At 67.5% G+C, this 15764-nt stretch carries 16 protein-coding genes; 8 read left to right on the top strand and 8 right to left on the bottom strand.

What is annotated here, in order from left to right:
- Positions 1-363: 363 nt before the first annotated feature.
- On the top strand, positions 364-648 hold the full coding sequence (locus ACSFA8_RS15945; protein WP_435480467.1) for a hypothetical protein: 285 nt from the start codon (positions 364-366) through the stop codon (positions 646-648).
- Positions 649-661: 13 nt separating this feature from the next.
- On the opposite strand, the gene ACSFA8_RS15940 is transcribed toward ACSFA8_RS15945, so the two are convergent.
- Both ACSFA8_RS15940 and ACSFA8_RS15935 read right to left on the bottom strand, forming a co-directional pair.
- Complete coding sequence (locus tag ACSFA8_RS15940) at positions 662-1693, bottom strand: aldo/keto reductase (protein ID WP_435480466.1); 1032 nt, start codon at positions 1691-1693, stop codon at positions 662-664.
- A 49-nt stretch (positions 1694-1742) separates the two neighbouring features.
- A complete protein-coding gene (locus ACSFA8_RS15935; RefSeq protein WP_435480465.1) occupies positions 1743-2927 on the bottom strand; it encodes an MFS transporter in 1185 nt (394 codons plus the stop codon).
- A gap of 87 nt (positions 2928-3014) precedes the next feature.
- On the opposite strand from ACSFA8_RS15935, the gene ACSFA8_RS15930 reads away from it, so the two are divergent.
- Genes ACSFA8_RS15930 through ACSFA8_RS15920 form a run of 3 tightly spaced genes read left to right on the top strand, consistent with a single transcriptional unit; the run spans position 3015 to position 5899 of the window.
- Complete coding sequence (locus tag ACSFA8_RS15930) at positions 3015-3920, top strand: LysR family transcriptional regulator (protein WP_435480464.1); 906 nt, start codon at positions 3015-3017, stop codon at positions 3918-3920.
- Positions 3921-3925: 5 nt separating this feature from the next.
- Positions 3926-4468 (top strand): methylated-DNA--[protein]-cysteine S-methyltransferase, encoded by a 543-nt coding sequence (locus ACSFA8_RS15925; RefSeq protein ID WP_435480486.1) that lies wholly within the window; start codon positions 3926-3928, stop codon positions 4466-4468.
- Between the two features lie 27 nt (positions 4469-4495).
- On the top strand, positions 4496-5899 hold the full coding sequence (locus tag ACSFA8_RS15920; RefSeq protein ID WP_435480463.1) for an amidase family protein: 1404 nt from the start codon (positions 4496-4498) through the stop codon (positions 5897-5899).
- Between the two features lie 47 nt (positions 5900-5946).
- Here ACSFA8_RS15920 and ACSFA8_RS15915 read toward each other — a convergent pair whose 3' ends face one another.
- The 4 genes from ACSFA8_RS15915 to ACSFA8_RS15900 all read right to left on the bottom strand — a co-directional run bounded on the left by ACSFA8_RS15915 (position 5947) and on the right by ACSFA8_RS15900 (position 9502).
- Positions 5947-6492 (bottom strand): DUF924 family protein, encoded by a 546-nt coding sequence (locus tag ACSFA8_RS15915; RefSeq protein WP_435480462.1) that lies wholly within the window; start codon positions 6490-6492, stop codon positions 5947-5949.
- A gap of 19 nt (positions 6493-6511) precedes the next feature.
- Positions 6512-7288: an alpha/beta hydrolase family protein gene (locus ACSFA8_RS15910; protein ID WP_435480461.1), complete on the bottom strand. Its 777-nt coding sequence runs from the start codon at positions 7286-7288 to the stop codon at positions 6512-6514.
- Between the two features lie 11 nt (positions 7289-7299).
- Entirely contained in the window at positions 7300-8418 is a 1119-nt protein-coding gene (locus ACSFA8_RS15905; protein ID WP_435480460.1) for a DUF3182 family protein, read from the bottom strand.
- A gap of 130 nt (positions 8419-8548) precedes the next feature.
- Positions 8549-9502, bottom strand: a complete 954-nt coding sequence (locus ACSFA8_RS15900; protein WP_435480485.1) for a YcjF family protein — start codon at positions 9500-9502, stop codon at positions 8549-8551.
- A gap of 204 nt (positions 9503-9706) precedes the next feature.
- Between ACSFA8_RS15900 and ACSFA8_RS15895 the strand changes: the two genes are divergently transcribed.
- Positions 9707-10207, top strand: a complete 501-nt coding sequence (locus tag ACSFA8_RS15895; protein ID WP_435480459.1) for a hypothetical protein — start codon at positions 9707-9709, stop codon at positions 10205-10207.
- Here the strand turns inward: ACSFA8_RS15895 and ACSFA8_RS15890 are convergent.
- A complete protein-coding gene (locus ACSFA8_RS15890) occupies positions 10198-10965 on the bottom strand; it encodes a coniferyl-alcohol dehydrogenase (RefSeq protein ID WP_435480458.1) in 768 nt (255 codons plus the stop codon). The genes ACSFA8_RS15895 and ACSFA8_RS15890 overlap by 10 nt on opposite strands.
- A 14-nt stretch (positions 10966-10979) precedes the next feature.
- A complete protein-coding gene (locus ACSFA8_RS15885; protein WP_435480457.1) occupies positions 10980-12467 on the bottom strand; it encodes a benzaldehyde dehydrogenase in 1488 nt (495 codons plus the stop codon).
- 274 nt (positions 12468-12741) lie between these two features.
- Between ACSFA8_RS15885 and ACSFA8_RS15880 the strand changes: the two genes are divergently transcribed.
- The 3 genes from ACSFA8_RS15880 to ACSFA8_RS15870 all read left to right on the top strand — a co-directional run bounded on the left by ACSFA8_RS15880 (position 12742) and on the right by ACSFA8_RS15870 (position 15732).
- Complete coding sequence (locus ACSFA8_RS15880) at positions 12742-14547, top strand: sigma 54-interacting transcriptional regulator (protein ID WP_435480484.1); 1806 nt, start codon at positions 12742-12744, stop codon at positions 14545-14547.
- A 441-nt stretch (positions 14548-14988) separates the two neighbouring features.
- On the top strand, positions 14989-15135 hold the full coding sequence (locus ACSFA8_RS15875; RefSeq protein WP_435480456.1) for a Flp family type IVb pilin: 147 nt from the start codon (positions 14989-14991) through the stop codon (positions 15133-15135).
- A gap of 12 nt (positions 15136-15147) precedes the next feature.
- Positions 15148-15732 (top strand): A24 family peptidase, encoded by a 585-nt coding sequence (locus tag ACSFA8_RS15870; RefSeq protein WP_435480455.1) that lies wholly within the window; start codon positions 15148-15150, stop codon positions 15730-15732.
- The last annotated feature ends 32 nt before the right edge of the window (positions 15733-15764 follow it).

The following is a 15764-nucleotide window of genomic DNA, read 5'->3' as shown; positions in this document are numbered from 1 at the left end:
AATCCGTCCGCTTCCCCAGTCTTTATTGCGGGCTGGCAAGCCCAAGGAGGAGCACAGGGTTTACCGGACGGGCTCCCTTCAGCGCTTCGGGAGCGGGAGGAACAATATCAGGAGGAGGGCGAAGCCCGGGGGACATTCGCGGAAGGGGCCACCCGCCGCCAGCGGCCTACCCCCAACGCCCTCCCGCACCGGCCCTATCCACAGGCCCTACCCAACAGGCCCTACCCCGAAACGCCAAGCCCGAAGCACGCGCCCCATCGGCGGTAGGCCGTCCGAGGACTGGCGCGCAGGGCGCACAAGGTGAACCATCGACGCATCGATGCCCGTTCGCTCCGAACCGGCCGAACACATTCCGGATTCATCATGGTCACACGTTATTTTTTCGCGACACCGCTCGCATTGCTGCTGGCGGCAAGCCTCGCGGGCTGCGGCCCTTCAGGCAGTCAGCCGACGGCTGCGCGCGCTACGTCCACCACCTCTGCCAACCCCACGCCGTACCAGAACGTGATGGGCATCATCTCCGATGCCGAGAAGTTTCCGGCCGCGGGCGACGACTTGACGATGTACATCGGCGACCGTTTCGCCGAGGTCGAAAAGCAGATGCTCCGGACCCGCGTCGAGGGCGCACCGGCCGCGCCCTCGTTCTAGCCGCCGTGCCGGCTCAAACCGGCGCCGGACTGCGCTCGGAAAACTGCCCGTTCCAGTAGGGGTAGTAAGGGTAGGGCGGCGTCGTGGCACTCGCCGCATCGAGCCGCTTCACCTGGTCGGGCGTCAGCTGCCAGCCCAATGCGCCGAGGTTCTGCCGCAACTGCACCGCGTCGCGTGCGCCGATCAGCACGCTCGCCACCGTCGGGCGTTGCAGCAGCCAGTTGAGCGCGATCTGCGGCAGGGTCTTGCCTGTTTCTTCGGCCACGATGTCCATGGCATCGACCACGCGGTACAGATGCTCGTCGGCCACCGGTGGCGCGAAGCCGGCTGTCTCGTGCAGGCGGCTGCCTTCGGGCAGCGGCTGGCCGCGCCGCACCTTGCCGGTGAGCCGACCCCATCCGAGCGGGCTCCAGACGATGGCGCCCACGCCCTGGTCGGTGCCCAGCGGCATCAACTCGTACTCGTAGTCGCGGCCGATCAGCGAGTAGTAGGTCTGGTTGGCCACATAGCGCTGCAGGCCGAGCCGGTCGGCGGCCGCGAGCGACTTCATCAGTTGCCAGCCCGAGAAGTTCGACACGCCGATGTAGCGCACCTTGCCGTCGCGCACCAGGTCGTCGAGCGTGCGCAGCACCTGCTCGACCGGCGTCATCGCGTCGAAGGCGTGGAGCTGCAGGATGTCGATGTGGTCGGTATCGAGCCGCTTCAGCGCGGCGTGCGTCGCCTCCATCAGGTGGTGGCGCGACGAGCCCACGTCGTTCGGCCCGTCGCCCATGCGCAGCGAGAGCTTGGTCGAAATGATGGCCCGGTCGCGCCGGCCCTTGAGTGCGGCGCCGAGAATGCTTTCCGATGCGCCGTTCGAGTAGACGTCGGCCGTGTCGAACAGGCTAACGCCGGCGTCGAGGCAGATGTCGACGATGCTGCGCGCGCCGGCCACGTCGGTGTTGCCCCAGGCACTGAAGAGCGGGCCTTGCCCGCCGAAGGTGCCGGCGCCGAAGCCGAGGGCGGGCACCTTGAAGCCGGAGTTGCCGAGAAGGCGTTGTTCCATGAAGTTTCCTTGCGTTGACGAATTGGAGGCCTGAAGTTCAGGCCGAGGTTCAGGCGCTGGCCGCCACACCTTGCGACGATGCGCCGCGCCTGTCCAGCGCGCGGCTCCAGAGCGCGACGCCGAGGCCCGCGAGCGTCAGCAGCGCTGCGGCCCGGCCCAGCGCCGCGAGGCCCGGGCCGCGCTCGATCACCACGCCACCGACCCATGCACCAAGGGCATTGCCGAGATTGAAGGCTGCGATGTTCAGGCTCGAGGCCAGGTTCTGGCCCGCGCCGGCCGCCTTCTCCAGCACGCGCAACTGCAGCGGCGCGACGGTGGCGAAGGACGCGATACCGAGCAGCACGATGAACACCATGGTGGGCACCGGCATGTGGATCACGAGATCCATCGCGCCGAGCACCAGCGCCATCGCCGCCAGCGTGCCGAGCAGAGCCGGCACCAGCGCCCGGTCTGCCAGCTTGCCACCCAACAGGTTGCCGACGGCCAGGCCGCCGCCGAACAGCAGCAGCACCGGCGACACGGCCGCGTCGGACAGGCCGGTGACACGCGTGAGCAGCGGCTGGATGTAGGTGAACACCACGAACAGGCCGGCAAAGCCAAGCACCGTGATGGCCAGGCCGAGCCACAGTTGCGGCCGGGCCAGTACGGCAAGCTCGTCGCGCAGCGCGGTGGCCGGGGCTGCGGTCTTGTCATCGCGCGGCACGAACAGCGCGAGCACCATGAAGGCAACGACGCCGATCACGGCCACGGCCCAGAACGCCGAGCGCCAGCCGAACTGCAGGCCCAGCCAGGCGCCCGCCGGCACACCGAGGATTGTGGCGGCCGTCAGCCCGGTGAACATGATGGCGATGGCCGAAGCGCGCCGCTCGGGCGCCACCAGCCCGGTCGCGACCACCGCGCCGACGCCGAAGAAGGTGCCGTGCGCCAGCGAGGTGATCACGCGGGCCACCATCAGCGCGTCGTAGCTGGGTGCGAGTGCACAGGCGATGTTGCCGAGCGTGAAGATCGCCATCAGCGCGAGCAGCACGGTCTTGCGCGCCATGCGGCGGGTGGCGAGGGTCAGCACCGGCGCGCCGACAGCGACGCCGAGCGCATAGCCCGAGATCAGCAGGCCGGCGGCCGGGAGGGAGACATGGAAATCCGTCGACACCTGCAGCAGCAGGCCCATGATGACGAACTCGGTGGTGCCGATACCGAAGGCACCGGCGGTGAGGGCGAAGAGGGCGATGGGCATGCTTGTTACTGTGCGGACAAATGCCTTGCATGACTAGAATCCCGATCAGACACACAGCTGTGAGTTGAAGTCACATATCCAGAGCCCATGCCCCGCATCGACGTCAACCGTTCCGGCGAGATGGAAGCCTTCGTGCAGGTGGTCGAGCGCGATGGTTTCTCGGCCGCGGCGCGGCATCTCGGGATGACGCCCTCGGCGGTGAGCAAGCTGGTCGGCCGCCTCGAGGCGCGGCTTGCCACGCAGCTTGTGCACCGATCCACGCGCAAGCTGCAGCTCACGCCCGAGGGCAAGCATTTCTACGAACGCAGCGTGCAGGTGCTGGCCGACATGGACGAGGCGGAGCGCTGCGCGGCGGCCGGTGCGGCGCCGCGCGGTCGCGTGAGCATCAATGCCAGCGTGCCGTTCGGCGAGCTCGTGTTGCTGCCGCTGGTGCCGCTCTTTCTCGAACAGCATCCGCAGGTGACGCTCGACGTGACCCTGACCGACCGCGTGGTCGACCTGATGGACGAGCGCACCGACGTGGCGGTCCGATGGGGGCAACTGCCGGCGTCGGATCTGGTCGCGCGCCGGCTTGGCGACACGGGCCAGGCCATCGTCGCGTCACCGGCCTACCTGGCGCGCTGCGGCACCCCGCGCACGCCGCAGGAACTCGAGGCGCACAACCGGCTGGGCTCCAGCTACCGCCGCAACCTGCCGGACTGGCCCTTGCAGGTCGATGGCCGCGCGGTGCTGGTGCCGGTGGCCGGCAATGCCCGTGCCGGCGACGGCGCCACCTTGCGCCGCTTGGCGATCGATGGGGTCGGCCTTGCGCGACTGTCGCTCTACCACGTGCAGCCCGACATCGATGCCGGGCGGCTGGTGCCGGTGCTGGAAGAATTCAACCCGCACGAGCGCGAGCCCATACATGCGGTCTACCTTGGCAAACCCGGCCGGCTGCCGGCGCGCGTGCGGGCGCTGCTCGATTTCCTGGTCGCGAACGTGGTGCTGGCATGAACGAAATGGAAAGCGGCGGCTGTGCAGTGTTCGACACCGCCATCGGCACTTGCGGCATCGCCTGGAACGCGCAGGCCGTCATTGCGGTGCAACTGCCCGAAGCGACGGCCGCTGGCACGCGCGAGCGCATGTTGCGCGGAACCGGCGCGCTGCCGGAGACCACGCCGCCGCCCTTCGTGCAGGCCGCCATCGAAGGCGTGCAGGCGCTGATGCAGGGCGCGCCGCGCGACCTTTGCGAAGTGCCGCTCGACATGGCCGGCGTGCCCGAATTCCACCAGCGCGTATACGCCATCGCGCGCCGCATCGCGCCCGGCCAGCTGCGCACTTACGGCGATGTGGCCGAAGAACTCGGCGACAAGGGACTGTCGCGTGCGGTCGGGCAGGCGCTTGGCCGCAACCCCTTCGCACCGATCGTTCCGTGCCATCGCGTGGTCGCGGCCAACGGCAAGCCCGGTGGCTTCTCGGGTGGCGGCGGCGCGCTGACCAAGCTGCGCATGCTGGCCATCGAAGGCGCGGCGCCCGGCGGCACGCCGTCGCTGTTCGACTGAAACAAACAACCAACCCAAGGAAAACGCATGTCCGATATCTGGCGCTTGTCTGCTTCGCAGGTCGCCGCTTCGATCCGCCAGCGCAAGCTCTCGGCCACCGAAGCCGCGCAGGCGGCGCTGGCTCGGCTCGACGCGGTCAATCCGCAGATCAACGCGGTGGTCGACTGGCGGCCGGACGAGGTGCTGCAACGCGCGGGTGCGATCGATGCGGCTCTGGCCCGCGGCGAAGATCCGGGCCCGCTGGCCGGCGTGCCGGTCACGGTCAAGATCAACATCGACCAGGCCGGCTTTGCCACCAGCAACGGGCTCAACCTGCAGAAAGACCTGGTCGCGGCCACCAGCAGCCCGGTGGTCGACAACCTGCTGAAAGCCGGCGCGGTGATCGTCGGCCGCACCAATGCGCCGGCATTCAGCTACCGCTGGTTCACCGGCAACCAGTTGCACGGCACCACGCTGAACCCGCGCGACGCCTCGCTCACGCCGGGTGGGTCGTCGGGTGGCGCCGCGTCCGCGGTGGCCGCAGGCATCGGGCACCTGGCGCACGGCACCGACATCGCGGGCTCGATCCGCTACCCCGCCTATGCCTGCGGCGTGCACGGGCTGCGGCCCTCGCTCGGCCGCGTGGCAGCGTGGAATGCGGCCTTGCCCGAGCGCAGCATCGGAGGGCAGGTCATGGCCATGTCGGGCCCGATCGCACGCACCGTGCACGACCTGCGCCTCGGGCTCGCGGCCATGGCGGCACCCGATGCACGCGACCCGTGGTGGTGCCCGGCGCCGCTCGTCGGCCCCGATGCGCCGCGCACCGTGGCCCTCTGCCTGCGGCCGGACGGGCTCGACACGCAGCCCGAGATCGTCAGCGCCTTGCGCGATGCGGCCGACCGCCTGCGCGACGCGGGCTGGACGGTGGACGAGGTCGACGCGCTTCCGCCGATCCGCGACGCGCTCGAAAGCCAGGTGGTGCTGTGGATGGGCGATGGCTACGAGGCGATGGTGCGTGCCGCCGAGCGCGAAGGCGACCCGGGCGCGATCACCGCACTGGCCGGCCAGGCCGGGCTGACGCGCGACATCACCGCGGCGCAACTCTCGGCCGCGCTGGTTAAGCGCGCCACCATCACGCGGCTGTGGCAGCTGTTCCTGGAGCGCTATCCGGTGGTGCTGCTGCCCGTCTGTGCCGAGCTGCCGTTCGCGGCCGATCTGGATCTGCAGGGGCCGGCGGCCTATGCGCGGGTCTGGCAGGCGCAGCTCACGATGATTGGCCTGCCGCTCACCGGCCTGCCGGCGCTCACGGTGACCACCGGCATGGTCGGCAAGAGCCCGGTCGGGGTGCAGCTCGTGGCCGGACGTTACCGCGAAGACCTGTGCCTGGCGGCCGGCGAGGCGATCGAGGCGCGCGGCGTGCCGCCAATGCCGATCGACCCTGTCGCGGCGTGAGCTTCGCTCGCGATGGGCGTGCTCGGCCTGCTGGCCGCACGGTCTGCCTAGCCGGAGAAACCGCCTTCGTCCAGAAAGCGCTGCTCGTCGGGCGTGCTGGCGCGGCCCAGTGCAGCGTTGCGGTGCGGGAAGCGGCCGAAGCGCGCCACGATGTCGCGGTGAAGCACCGCGAAGCGCTGCGTGTTGGCGTCGAGCGCGGCATTCAGCGCCACTGAGCGTTCCTGGTCTTCCAGCGCTTCGGAGTGCATGAAGGGCAGATAGAAGAAGGGGCGCAGCGCCGCCTCGACCCGCGCGTCCAGGCCGGCCGTGACCGCGGTGCGCGCAATGGCCCGTGCCTTGCCGTCGGTCGCGAACATGTGGCCAGTCTCGCGGTAAGCGTTGCGCGGAAACTGGTCGAGCAGCACCAGCAGGGCCAGTGCACCTTCCGCATCGGCAGCCCACCCGTCCAGCGCGCCCGCCGCCGCGGCATGGTGCAGGGTTTCGAAGCGGGTCTTGAACGCGGTGTCGAAGGCCTCGTCCTTGGCGAACCATTTTTGGGGGCCGGCTTCACGCCAGAAGCCAACGACGTCGTGCGCGGTGGGAAGTACGTTCATGCGCCGAGTATCCGGGCCCTCAGGCCGGGCTGTGCGGCGCCGGCCGCAGCAGGCCGGTGGCGGCCTTGGCGCCGAGCACCATCTCGGTCATCCAGCTCACCAGCAGCATTCCGTAGGCCTGGCGCGAGGCCTCCTGCGAGAGGGCGTGGTCGGCGTTGGACAGCACACGGTAGGTAACCGAGTGCACGCGCTTCAGGGCCGTCAGGTAGTTCTCGATCACGGGGTGCGGCACGGTCTTGTCGTGCTCCGATTCGACCACCAGCGCATCGCCCTTGAAGGCGGCGCAGGCGGCCAGTGCGCGGTTGTCGGCCGGCGCGATCACGCTGCGGCGGTAGGCCATCAGATCCTCGCGCGCCAGCTTGCCCTTGGGCGTGTCCCAGGCTTCGTCGCGGTAGAGCGCGGGTGCCCGCAGCGCCAGCCAGCGCACCGGCCGCAGCGCGCTCACCAGTGCCGCCAGGTAGCCGCCGTAGCTGCTGCCGACGATCGCGACCGACTGCGGATCGACCGCCGGGTGGCCGACCAGCGTGTCGTAGCCGGCCAGCACGTCCTGCAGGTTGTCCTCGCGCGTTACGGCTGCGCGCAGCGCCTCGTGCCGTGCATGGCCGCGCAGATCGATCGTCAGGCAGATGCAGCCGAGCGCCGCGATCTCGTGCGCCCGCGCGAGGTACTGCGCCTGGCTGCCGTCCCAGCCGTGCACCAGCAGCACGCCGGGAACGGCGGCAGACGGCGCAACCAGGGTGCCGGCGATATGGTGGGTGCCAACGGCAATGTCGACAGTGCTATGGCGAGTGGGCATCTACCCTCATTTCACCGCACCACCGCGTACTTGACCAGTTGCCCCGTCTGCTTGTCGACGCCGCGGAAATAGACGGTGGCGTCGGGTGGCGCGTCCTGCGTGCCGTACACCTCGAAGCAAGAGGCCTCGACGCGCTGGCAGTCGGGCCGGTCGCGAAAGCATTCGAGCCCGGCGATCTCGGCGCCGGTTGCGCCGCCCAGGCGCCACGACTGCTCCAGCACGCCCGATCGCTCGGCACCGGTTGATGAACGACCCTGCGCCACGTCGTAATTGATGCGCGACGCGAAGAACCCCGGAAAGCAGTCGAGTGCGGCTTCGTGATAGCGCCGCGCCTGTTCGATTCCCAACCGCACCCGGGGGGTCAGATCGGGCTGCTGCAGCAGCGCGTCGAAGTCGCCGCGCACCAGCGTCAGGTCCGAACCGCCGTAGACGATGTTGCCGTGGTTGCTGCGCGTGGTGCGCTGCACGCCGTGGTAGCTCGCGCACAGGTCACCGACCGTCACCTGGCCCACGCTCAGCGTGACGACCGGCTCGCAAAGGTTTTCTTCGAGCACCAGGCCATGCTCGGCCAATTCCGCCGAGCTCATTTCCGCGAGGCAGCGATCCAGCGCCGCGGCGTCTTTCACCACGGTCTGGCCGCGGCCGCCCGTGGCGCAGGCCGGCTTCACGCGCACCGGCACGTCGGCAAGTAGGAGCGCCCCGGCCTTGCGCGCGTCGTCGTGCGAGAACACCGAGAAGCCGCGCAACACGGCCTCCGCCACCCGCTCCGGAAATGCGGGCGTCCAGCCGATCGGCGCCACGGCGGCCGCATGCACCAGCGGGTGCGTGATGACCTTGGTGCCGACGAAGCCCCACGGCACCACCCCGCCGAAAAGATCGCTGGCGCTGTGCACTCCCAAGCCATGCGCCACCTCCGCTGTCAGTGTGTCGCTGGGCACGAGGTAGAGCGGTGCACCGTAAGGGTGGCCGTGCAGGTATTCGCCCCGGAACGCGACGCCCTTGAGGGCGGCCAGGCGCCGGGCAGCCTCCGCCCGGGTGGCATGCTCCTGGTCGCTGTCGTAGACCCGGTGGCTGGCGGTCAGCGCGACGACGTCGGCAGCGCGGGCGGGCAGGGGCGCGAGGGCAGGCATGGGAGTGGCTCACTAAAAATCGGTGAACCGGCATCGCAACATGGGGCCGGGCTTACCTCAAGAATGAACCCCCGGCCGCATCCATGCATCAGTTTTTGGCGCAGGTCTGCGCCAGCCAAAACCTACAGGTTCAGGCGCCGCCGCGCACCATCGCCAGCACGCTGGCCGGGTTGAGCGTGCGGGCTTTTTCCTGCATGGCCGGCAGGTAGCGCGACTGCAGACCCTGGGCTTCCTGCGTGACGCTGGCGTAGGCGTCTTTCAGCATCTGCGTCGACAGCGTCCGGCCGCCCGCGTAGTAGCGTTTGGCCACGTGCCCCAGCGCATAGGTCGTGGCGAAGCTCATGCCCGAACTCACGGCCTGGTTGCCAAGGCCGCGCAGCAGCCCGCCGCCGACTTTGCCGAGCAGGCCGCCGAGCAACTTGCGGCCGGCCTGTTCGAGGTACTGCGAGGTCAGGCCGACACCGACCGTTGCAATGAAATCCTTGACGTGCCCGCTGTCGAGCTCGTAGCCGTGCGCCTTGCCGATGCGGTACACCAACTTCATCTGCAACGGAATGATGGCCATGGTCGACAGCGTCTCGGGCAGCAGCTCGAGCGCGCCGTTGAGGATGGCGGCGTTGAGGATTGCCTGGTCGAGTTCGGCGCTGTCGACCGCAGGTGCAGTGGTGATTGCTGCGCCTGCTGCTCCAGCAGCGGTGGCCAGCGGTGCCGACGCGATCGCTGCGGCCTGCGTGTCGAAAGCCTGCGTGGCCCGCGCGTCGAGTCCGAGCGAACTGCGCAGGTCGTTCAGAAACAACTGTTCGGGTTGCGACTGGGCGCCGTCGGCATCGCAGACGCACACCGCCATCTCGTAGGCGAGCTGGCGTGCCTCGGGGCTGGTGAGTGCGGTGCTCTGGTCGGCCAGCGACACGCGCTTCATCAGCACATCCTGGTAGAGCGACTGCAGGTTGATGTCCTGGCCCGCCTGTGCCAGCCCTTCGGCGATGCGTTTGACCTCGTCTCGCTCGCGCTCATGCTTGTCGCCATCGACAAAGGCGGCCATGAGGCACAGGGTGACAATGGCACGGCTTTCGGAAGGGGTGATCACGTTCGGGAGTTCCTGAGAGTTGAAAGGCTCTGTTCGGGTGGGGCAGGGCGCGAAGGTTCCCCGTTTATCTTGACGCGGATGTGTCATCCTCGGCTGACATCCAGTTGCAGACTGGCTGGAAACCGATTCTGATTTATTTTGATCTTCGAGAAACTCCACCTCGCGGGCCCAGGACGCTCGAGCTACGAACTGGGCGAGCCCATGCTCGTCTATGACCGGGGCCGCTTCCTTGGCACGCTCGATCCGATCGAGGTCAGCGCAGACAGGTCGATCGTTCACATCAGCCGCTTCCTGGCTTCACCGTCGGTGGGAAGCGAGCGGAGCAGCCTCGGCCCGCTCCTGCTGGTCGAGGTCACCTTGTTTCTGGCGGAGTGCTTCCCCAGCATCCAGACCATTTGCTTTACCTTGACGCGCGAGATCGAGATCTACGGCGACGGCATGATGGTTGCGACGGCACGATCCGAGTTGCTCAGGAGCATCGGTGCTACGGGCGTCAATGTTCGGCCCAAGCCGGATTCGAGCAGGCCGGGCAATTTCGTGGTTCAGGGCATCTGGAGGTATACCGAAAACAACCTGGCCGCTCTGCGCGCAGCATCGGCCACGCAGCGCGCGCGCTATCGCGAGGATTGCCCCGACGCCTGGACGGGTGGGTATCCGGTTCAACTGTTGCGCCGCCTGGGGCGCTGGTGGGCTCAAAGGTAGGTCGAAGCCAGTCCGCCGTCCACCGGCAGGTTGACGCCGCTGATCCACCGCGATGCGTCCGCGCACAGGAAGGCCACCACCGGTGCGATCTCGTCGGCCAGCGCCGGACGCTTCATGCGATGCGCATCCTTCTGCACACGTTCCTCGCCCAGCATGGCCACAAAGTCGCCCAGGATGGGCGTGAAGACCGGGCCCGGCGCCACGCAGTTCATGCGCACGCCTTTTTCCAGGAACCACTTCTGCGACTGCGTCACGGTCCAGACGATCAATGCCTCCTTGAAATACTGGTAGCAGGTCTCCTGCGGCACCGGCTTCCCGGCGAGCCAGGCCAGTCCGTCTTCGAAGCTGGCCGTTTCGGCCAGCGCCTTGTGCTGCGCCAGGCGCTGCGGCCACTCGGCCCCGAGGATCGAGGCAATGTTGACGATCGCGCCGCCCTCGGGCAGGCGGTCGAGCACGCGCTGACAGAGGTGGCGCAAGCCCAGGTAGTTGACCCGGGCCACCAGATCCGCCTTGGCAGTGCCCGGCACGCCGGCGATGTTGCACAGCGCGTCGATGCGGTCAGGCAGTTGCGCGACGGCAGCGTCGATGGCCGATGGTTCAGACAGGTCGGCGCGGACGAAGCCGTCGAGCGTGATCATCGGGTCGTTGCGATCGACGCCGATCACGCGCGCGCCCTGCTGGCGCAGCAGCCGCGCGGTTTCGGCACCGATGCCCGAACTCGAGCCTGTGATGACGATGGTCTTGCCGTGGAAGCTCATGGTGTCTCCTCCGTTCAGAACGGGTACTGCGGGGCTTCGCCCTTGATCGTGACCCATTGCCATTGGGTGTACTCGTCGAGGTCGGCCGGGCCGCCCACGCGGCCACCGTTGCCGGAGCAGCCCATGCCGCCGAAAGGATTGGTGCACTCGTCGTTCACCGTCTGGTCGTTGATGTGCAGCATGCCGGTCTTGAGCCGGTCGCCGATCGCCATGGCGCGTGCGATCGAGTTGGAAATCACGCCCGCCGACAGGCCGTACTCGGTGTCGTTGGCCAGCGCGACAGCTTCGTCGTCGGTGCTGAAGGTGGTGAGGTTGACCACCGGCCCGAACACTTCTTCCTCGAAGGCGCGCATGCCGGGGCGCACGTTGCTGAGCACGGTCGGCTTGAAGAACAGGCCGTCATGCGTACCGCCGGCTTCGAGCTTCGCGCCGGCCTTGACCGAGTCCTGCACGATCGCCAGCGCACGCGCCACCTGCCTGGCATTGATCATGGGCCCGAGCGCGACCTGCCCGGTGGTGGGGTTGCCCACCGGCAGATGGGTGGCCTTGGCCACCAGCCGCGCGATCAGCGCCGGCGCCACCTTCTCGTGCACCAGGATGCGGCCCGAGGCCATGCAGATCTGGCCCTGGTGCAGCCATGCACCCCAGGCCACGTTGCTGGCCGCGCGGTCGAGGTCGGCCTCGCTCGTGATGTCGTCGAGCACGATCAATGAGCTCTTGCCGCCCAACTCCAGCGACACCTTCTTCAGATGCTTGCCGCACAGCTCGCCGATGCGCCGGCCCACCGCGGTCGAGCCGGTGAACTGGATCATGCGCACATGCGGGTCGGTCACCAGCGCCTCACCCGCCTCAGGGCCGCCGGGCAGCACCTGCAGCACGCCGGCCGGCAGGCCGGCTTCTTGGAACACCCGCGCCATGATGAAGCCGCCGCTCACGGGCGTTTGCGGATCGGGCTTGAGCACCACCGCGTTGCCGGCCGCGAGCGCCGGCGCCACCGCACGCAGCGACAGGATCAGCGGAAAGTTGAACGGCGAGATCACGCCCACCACACCATGCGGCACGCGGCGCGCGATGTTCAGGCGCCCTGGCGTGGTCGGCAGCGTCAGACCCTGCGGTTGCAGCACCATGCCGGCCGCCAGGTGGCACAGCGTGGCGGCCTCGCGCACCTCGTGCTGTGCCTTGGCCATGATGCCGCCGGTTTCGCGGGCCACGTAGACCGCCAGCTCCACCATGTGCTGGGTGAACAGCTCGCCGGCGCGGCGCAGGATGGCCGCGCGCTCGCGCGGCGCCATCGCGGCCCAGGCCGGCTGCGCCTCGGCTGCGAGCTGTGTGGCGGCGGCGATGTCGGTGGCGTTGGCCAGGCCGACGGTGGTCAGGGTTTCGCCGGTGGCAGGCTCCTTGACCTCACAGATGCCACCCAGGGCGTCGACCCAGGTCGGCGCGTAGACGCGGCTGAGCCAGCGCGTGGGATCGAGGAAGGAAACGGTATCGAAAGCGCCCATGGGAATCTCCGGAATGGTTGGGGATGAATGTCATGGCCGCGGCTGGCGCGGATGGCATACCCATCGCAATCCATATTCCAGAAGCTGCGGCCGGCTTCATTTGCTGCCTTGCAGCAAGCGCTTTTTTCACAGGAAAAGTCGGTACTTTCCCGCAGGTCGATTGCTGCACTGCACAGGGTGTACGGGCACGGCAGGAAACTTCTCATATGCGCAATTTCCCGAGCCGGGAAGTTCTTAAAAGGTTATAAACAATAATTACATGGAGACATCCGACATGCAGAAGCCCACCCGCATTTCCCTGGCCGATGTCGCGCTGAAGACCGGTGCCATGCTGCGCCGGGGCGACAGCGCTCATTTCGATGGTGGGCAGGCCCCGACCCTGGCCGATCTGACCGAATCGCTGTTCTTTTCGCCGGGCGACGGGCGCATCTGGCTGAACGAGCAGCGCATGCTGCTGCTGCACAGTTCGTCGATGGGCCACCTGCGGCGCGAACTGATCGACAGCCTCGGGCTGGAGCGCGCGCGCGGGCTCCTGACGCGCTCGGGCTACGTTTCGGGCGCACGCGATGCCCAGTTGGTGCGCGAGCGCTGGCCCCAGGGCGACGCCGCGTCGGTGTTCATGGCCGGCACGCGGCTGCACGCGCTCGAGGGCATGGTCAAGGTCACTCCGAAGGCCTTCGACTTCGACATCGACCGTGGCATCTACGAAGGCGAGTTTCTCTGGGAACACTCGAGCGAAGACGACGAACACATCGCGGCCTACGGCCTGGGCACGGAACCAGCCTGCTGGTCCCAGATCGGCTATGCCACCGGCTACGTGACCAGCCTGCTCGGCAAGCTCGTGGTGTTCCGCGAAGTCGAATGCCGCTCCATGGGCTCGCACGTCTGCCGCGTCATCGGGCGACACGCCGAAGCCTGGGGCGACGTGAGCGAGGATCTGCGCTACCTGCAGGTGGGTGATTTGACCGAACCGCCCAAGCCAACCGCTGCCACCGTCCGACCTGCCGCGACGCCGCCAAGCGCCTTGTCCGACCGTGCTGCCGAGCCCTTCGATCGGCATGAGATGGTCGGCGCCTCGTCCGCCTTCAACTCGGTCTGCCACCAGCTGGAGCGGGTGGCGCGCACCCAGGCCACCGTGCTGTTTACCGGCGAGTCGGGCGTCGGCAAGGAGGCTTTTGCGCGCCGCCTGCACCGCATCAGCGCGCGTGCCGACCAGGCCTTCGTGGCCGTGAACTGCGCCGCCATTCCGGACACGCTGATCGAGTCCGAGCTGTTCGGCGTCGAGCGCGGCGCCTTCACCGGCGCGACCGCCTCGCGCCCGGGGCGCTTCGAGCGCGCCAACGGCGGCACATTGCTGCTTGACGAGATCGCCACGCTCAGCCCGGTGAGCCAAGGCAAGCTGCTGCGCGCGCTGCAGGAAGGGGAGATCGAGCGGGTGGGCGGCACTCGCACCCTGCAAGTCGACGTGCGCGTGGTCGCGGCCACCAATGTCGACCTGCAGGCGCAGGTGCGGGAAGGGCGGTTCCGCGAAGACCTGTTCTTCAGGCTCAACGTATTCCCCATCCATCTGCCGCCGCTGCGCGAACGGCGCGACGACGTGCCGCTGCTGATGAACCACTTCCTGCAACGCGAGGCACGGCGCCACGGCCGCCAGGTCGCGGGCTTTACGCCGCGCGCGGTGCGGGCGCTGCTGCAGTACGCCTTTCCCGGCAACATCCGGGAGTTGCAGAACCTGGTCGAGCGCGGCGTCATCTCGGCCGAGGACGGCAGCGCAATCGACGTACCCCACATGTTCCGGCGCGAGCAGTTGTCCGAAGAGACGCTGCTGGCAATCGGCGCGCACGGCGGCCTGACCGTCCAGCCGACCCAGGTCGCGCCGGATCTGCTGGCGCTGCTGGAGCAGCGCCTGGGAACCGAAGCGTTGAGCCTCGCGGAAGTCGAACGGCAACTGCTCGACCAAGCGGTCGCACAAGCCAAAGGCAATCTGGCCGCTGCCGCCCGCCGCCTGGGACTCACCCGCGCGCAACTGGCCTACAGGCTCGGGCGTGCTGCGTCGCTGCCTGGGAATATGCCCGCGTAGGGAGCATTTGATTCAAAGATCACGGCGCCGGAAGTGCTGCTGGCGTTGCCAGCCGATCACCGGCCAGTGACCGTCGCGCCAGCTTGAAGAGGGTCGCGCGCCACCTGATCGGCGCTGCTAAGGCCCTGCAACCAGCAGGCCAGGCCCCCTGGTTCAAACCTCTCGTGCGCTTTGCTCGCCGACCGCGCCGCCCTGACTCCCCTCGAGCGGCCGCCGGTCGGCTCATTCACGCCTGTAGCCCATAGATGCATCCAAAGTGAGTACTTTGGTAGGCGTTTTGTCATGCGGCGAATTCGTTGGAAGAGGCGTTCTGCCCCGCCCAAATAAGGGCGCAACGCTCATGTATCCATTTGTTTGTATCTCTACATTAACCCCAAGCAAGACGCTTGACTGGTAATTGAGATCAGGCCTACCAATGAAAACGCAACACAGGAGAAATGCATGAGATTTGCGAATCGCCTGTCGCATACGTTCGCCGATCTGTTGAAGGAAGAGGCAGGCGCCTCGCTCATCGAATATGCACTAGTGGGTTCCCTGATTATGGTCGTCTGCATGCTTTTATTGCTCGCTTGGCATAAACAGAATTGAAGGACATTGAAAATGCAAGAATTCCACGCGCTGCTCGAACTTCTGGCCATGCTGGCGACCGATCTGCGCATTGTGGTGCTGTTCGTGCTGCTCGTCGTCGCCTCCGTCAGCGACTACCGCACCTACAGAATTCCCAATTGGCTGACGTTCGGCGGTGCCGCTTTTGCGCTGGTCTACAAGACCGTCATTGCCGTGTTGCCGCCAGAAGCTTTCTTGCAGGCGTTCGGAGGGCTTTTCCTCGGCTTTCTGATCATGCTGCCGGCCTATGTGCTGGGTGTCATGGGCGCAGGTGACGTCAAGCTGATGGCAATGGTTGGCGCATTCCTGGGAGTCCACGAAACACTCCAGGCCGTTCTTTTTGCTTTCATCGTAGGGGGAATAGCCGCAGTCGGATTTGCATTTCTCAGAGGCAAACTGGGATGCATGCTACGCAACGCAAGAACAGCGGTATTCGGCATGATGGCATCGACGTTCGCGGGCTTCAAACCCGACGCTCGAATAGAGGCTAGCCAATCGATCGGAAAACTCCCGTATGGCATTTGCATCAGCATCGGGACGATAGGGTATGTGCTAGGCCGGCAATTGGGCTACGCATAGGTCGGCGCAGGTCGCAACATCAATTAGTGGAG

Origin of the sequence: Variovorax nitratireducens, assembly GCF_051216545.1 — a bacterium.
Lineage (GTDB): Bacteria > Pseudomonadota > Gammaproteobacteria > Burkholderiales > Burkholderiaceae_C > Variovorax.
This window is presented reverse-complemented; position numbering and strand designations above follow the sequence as displayed.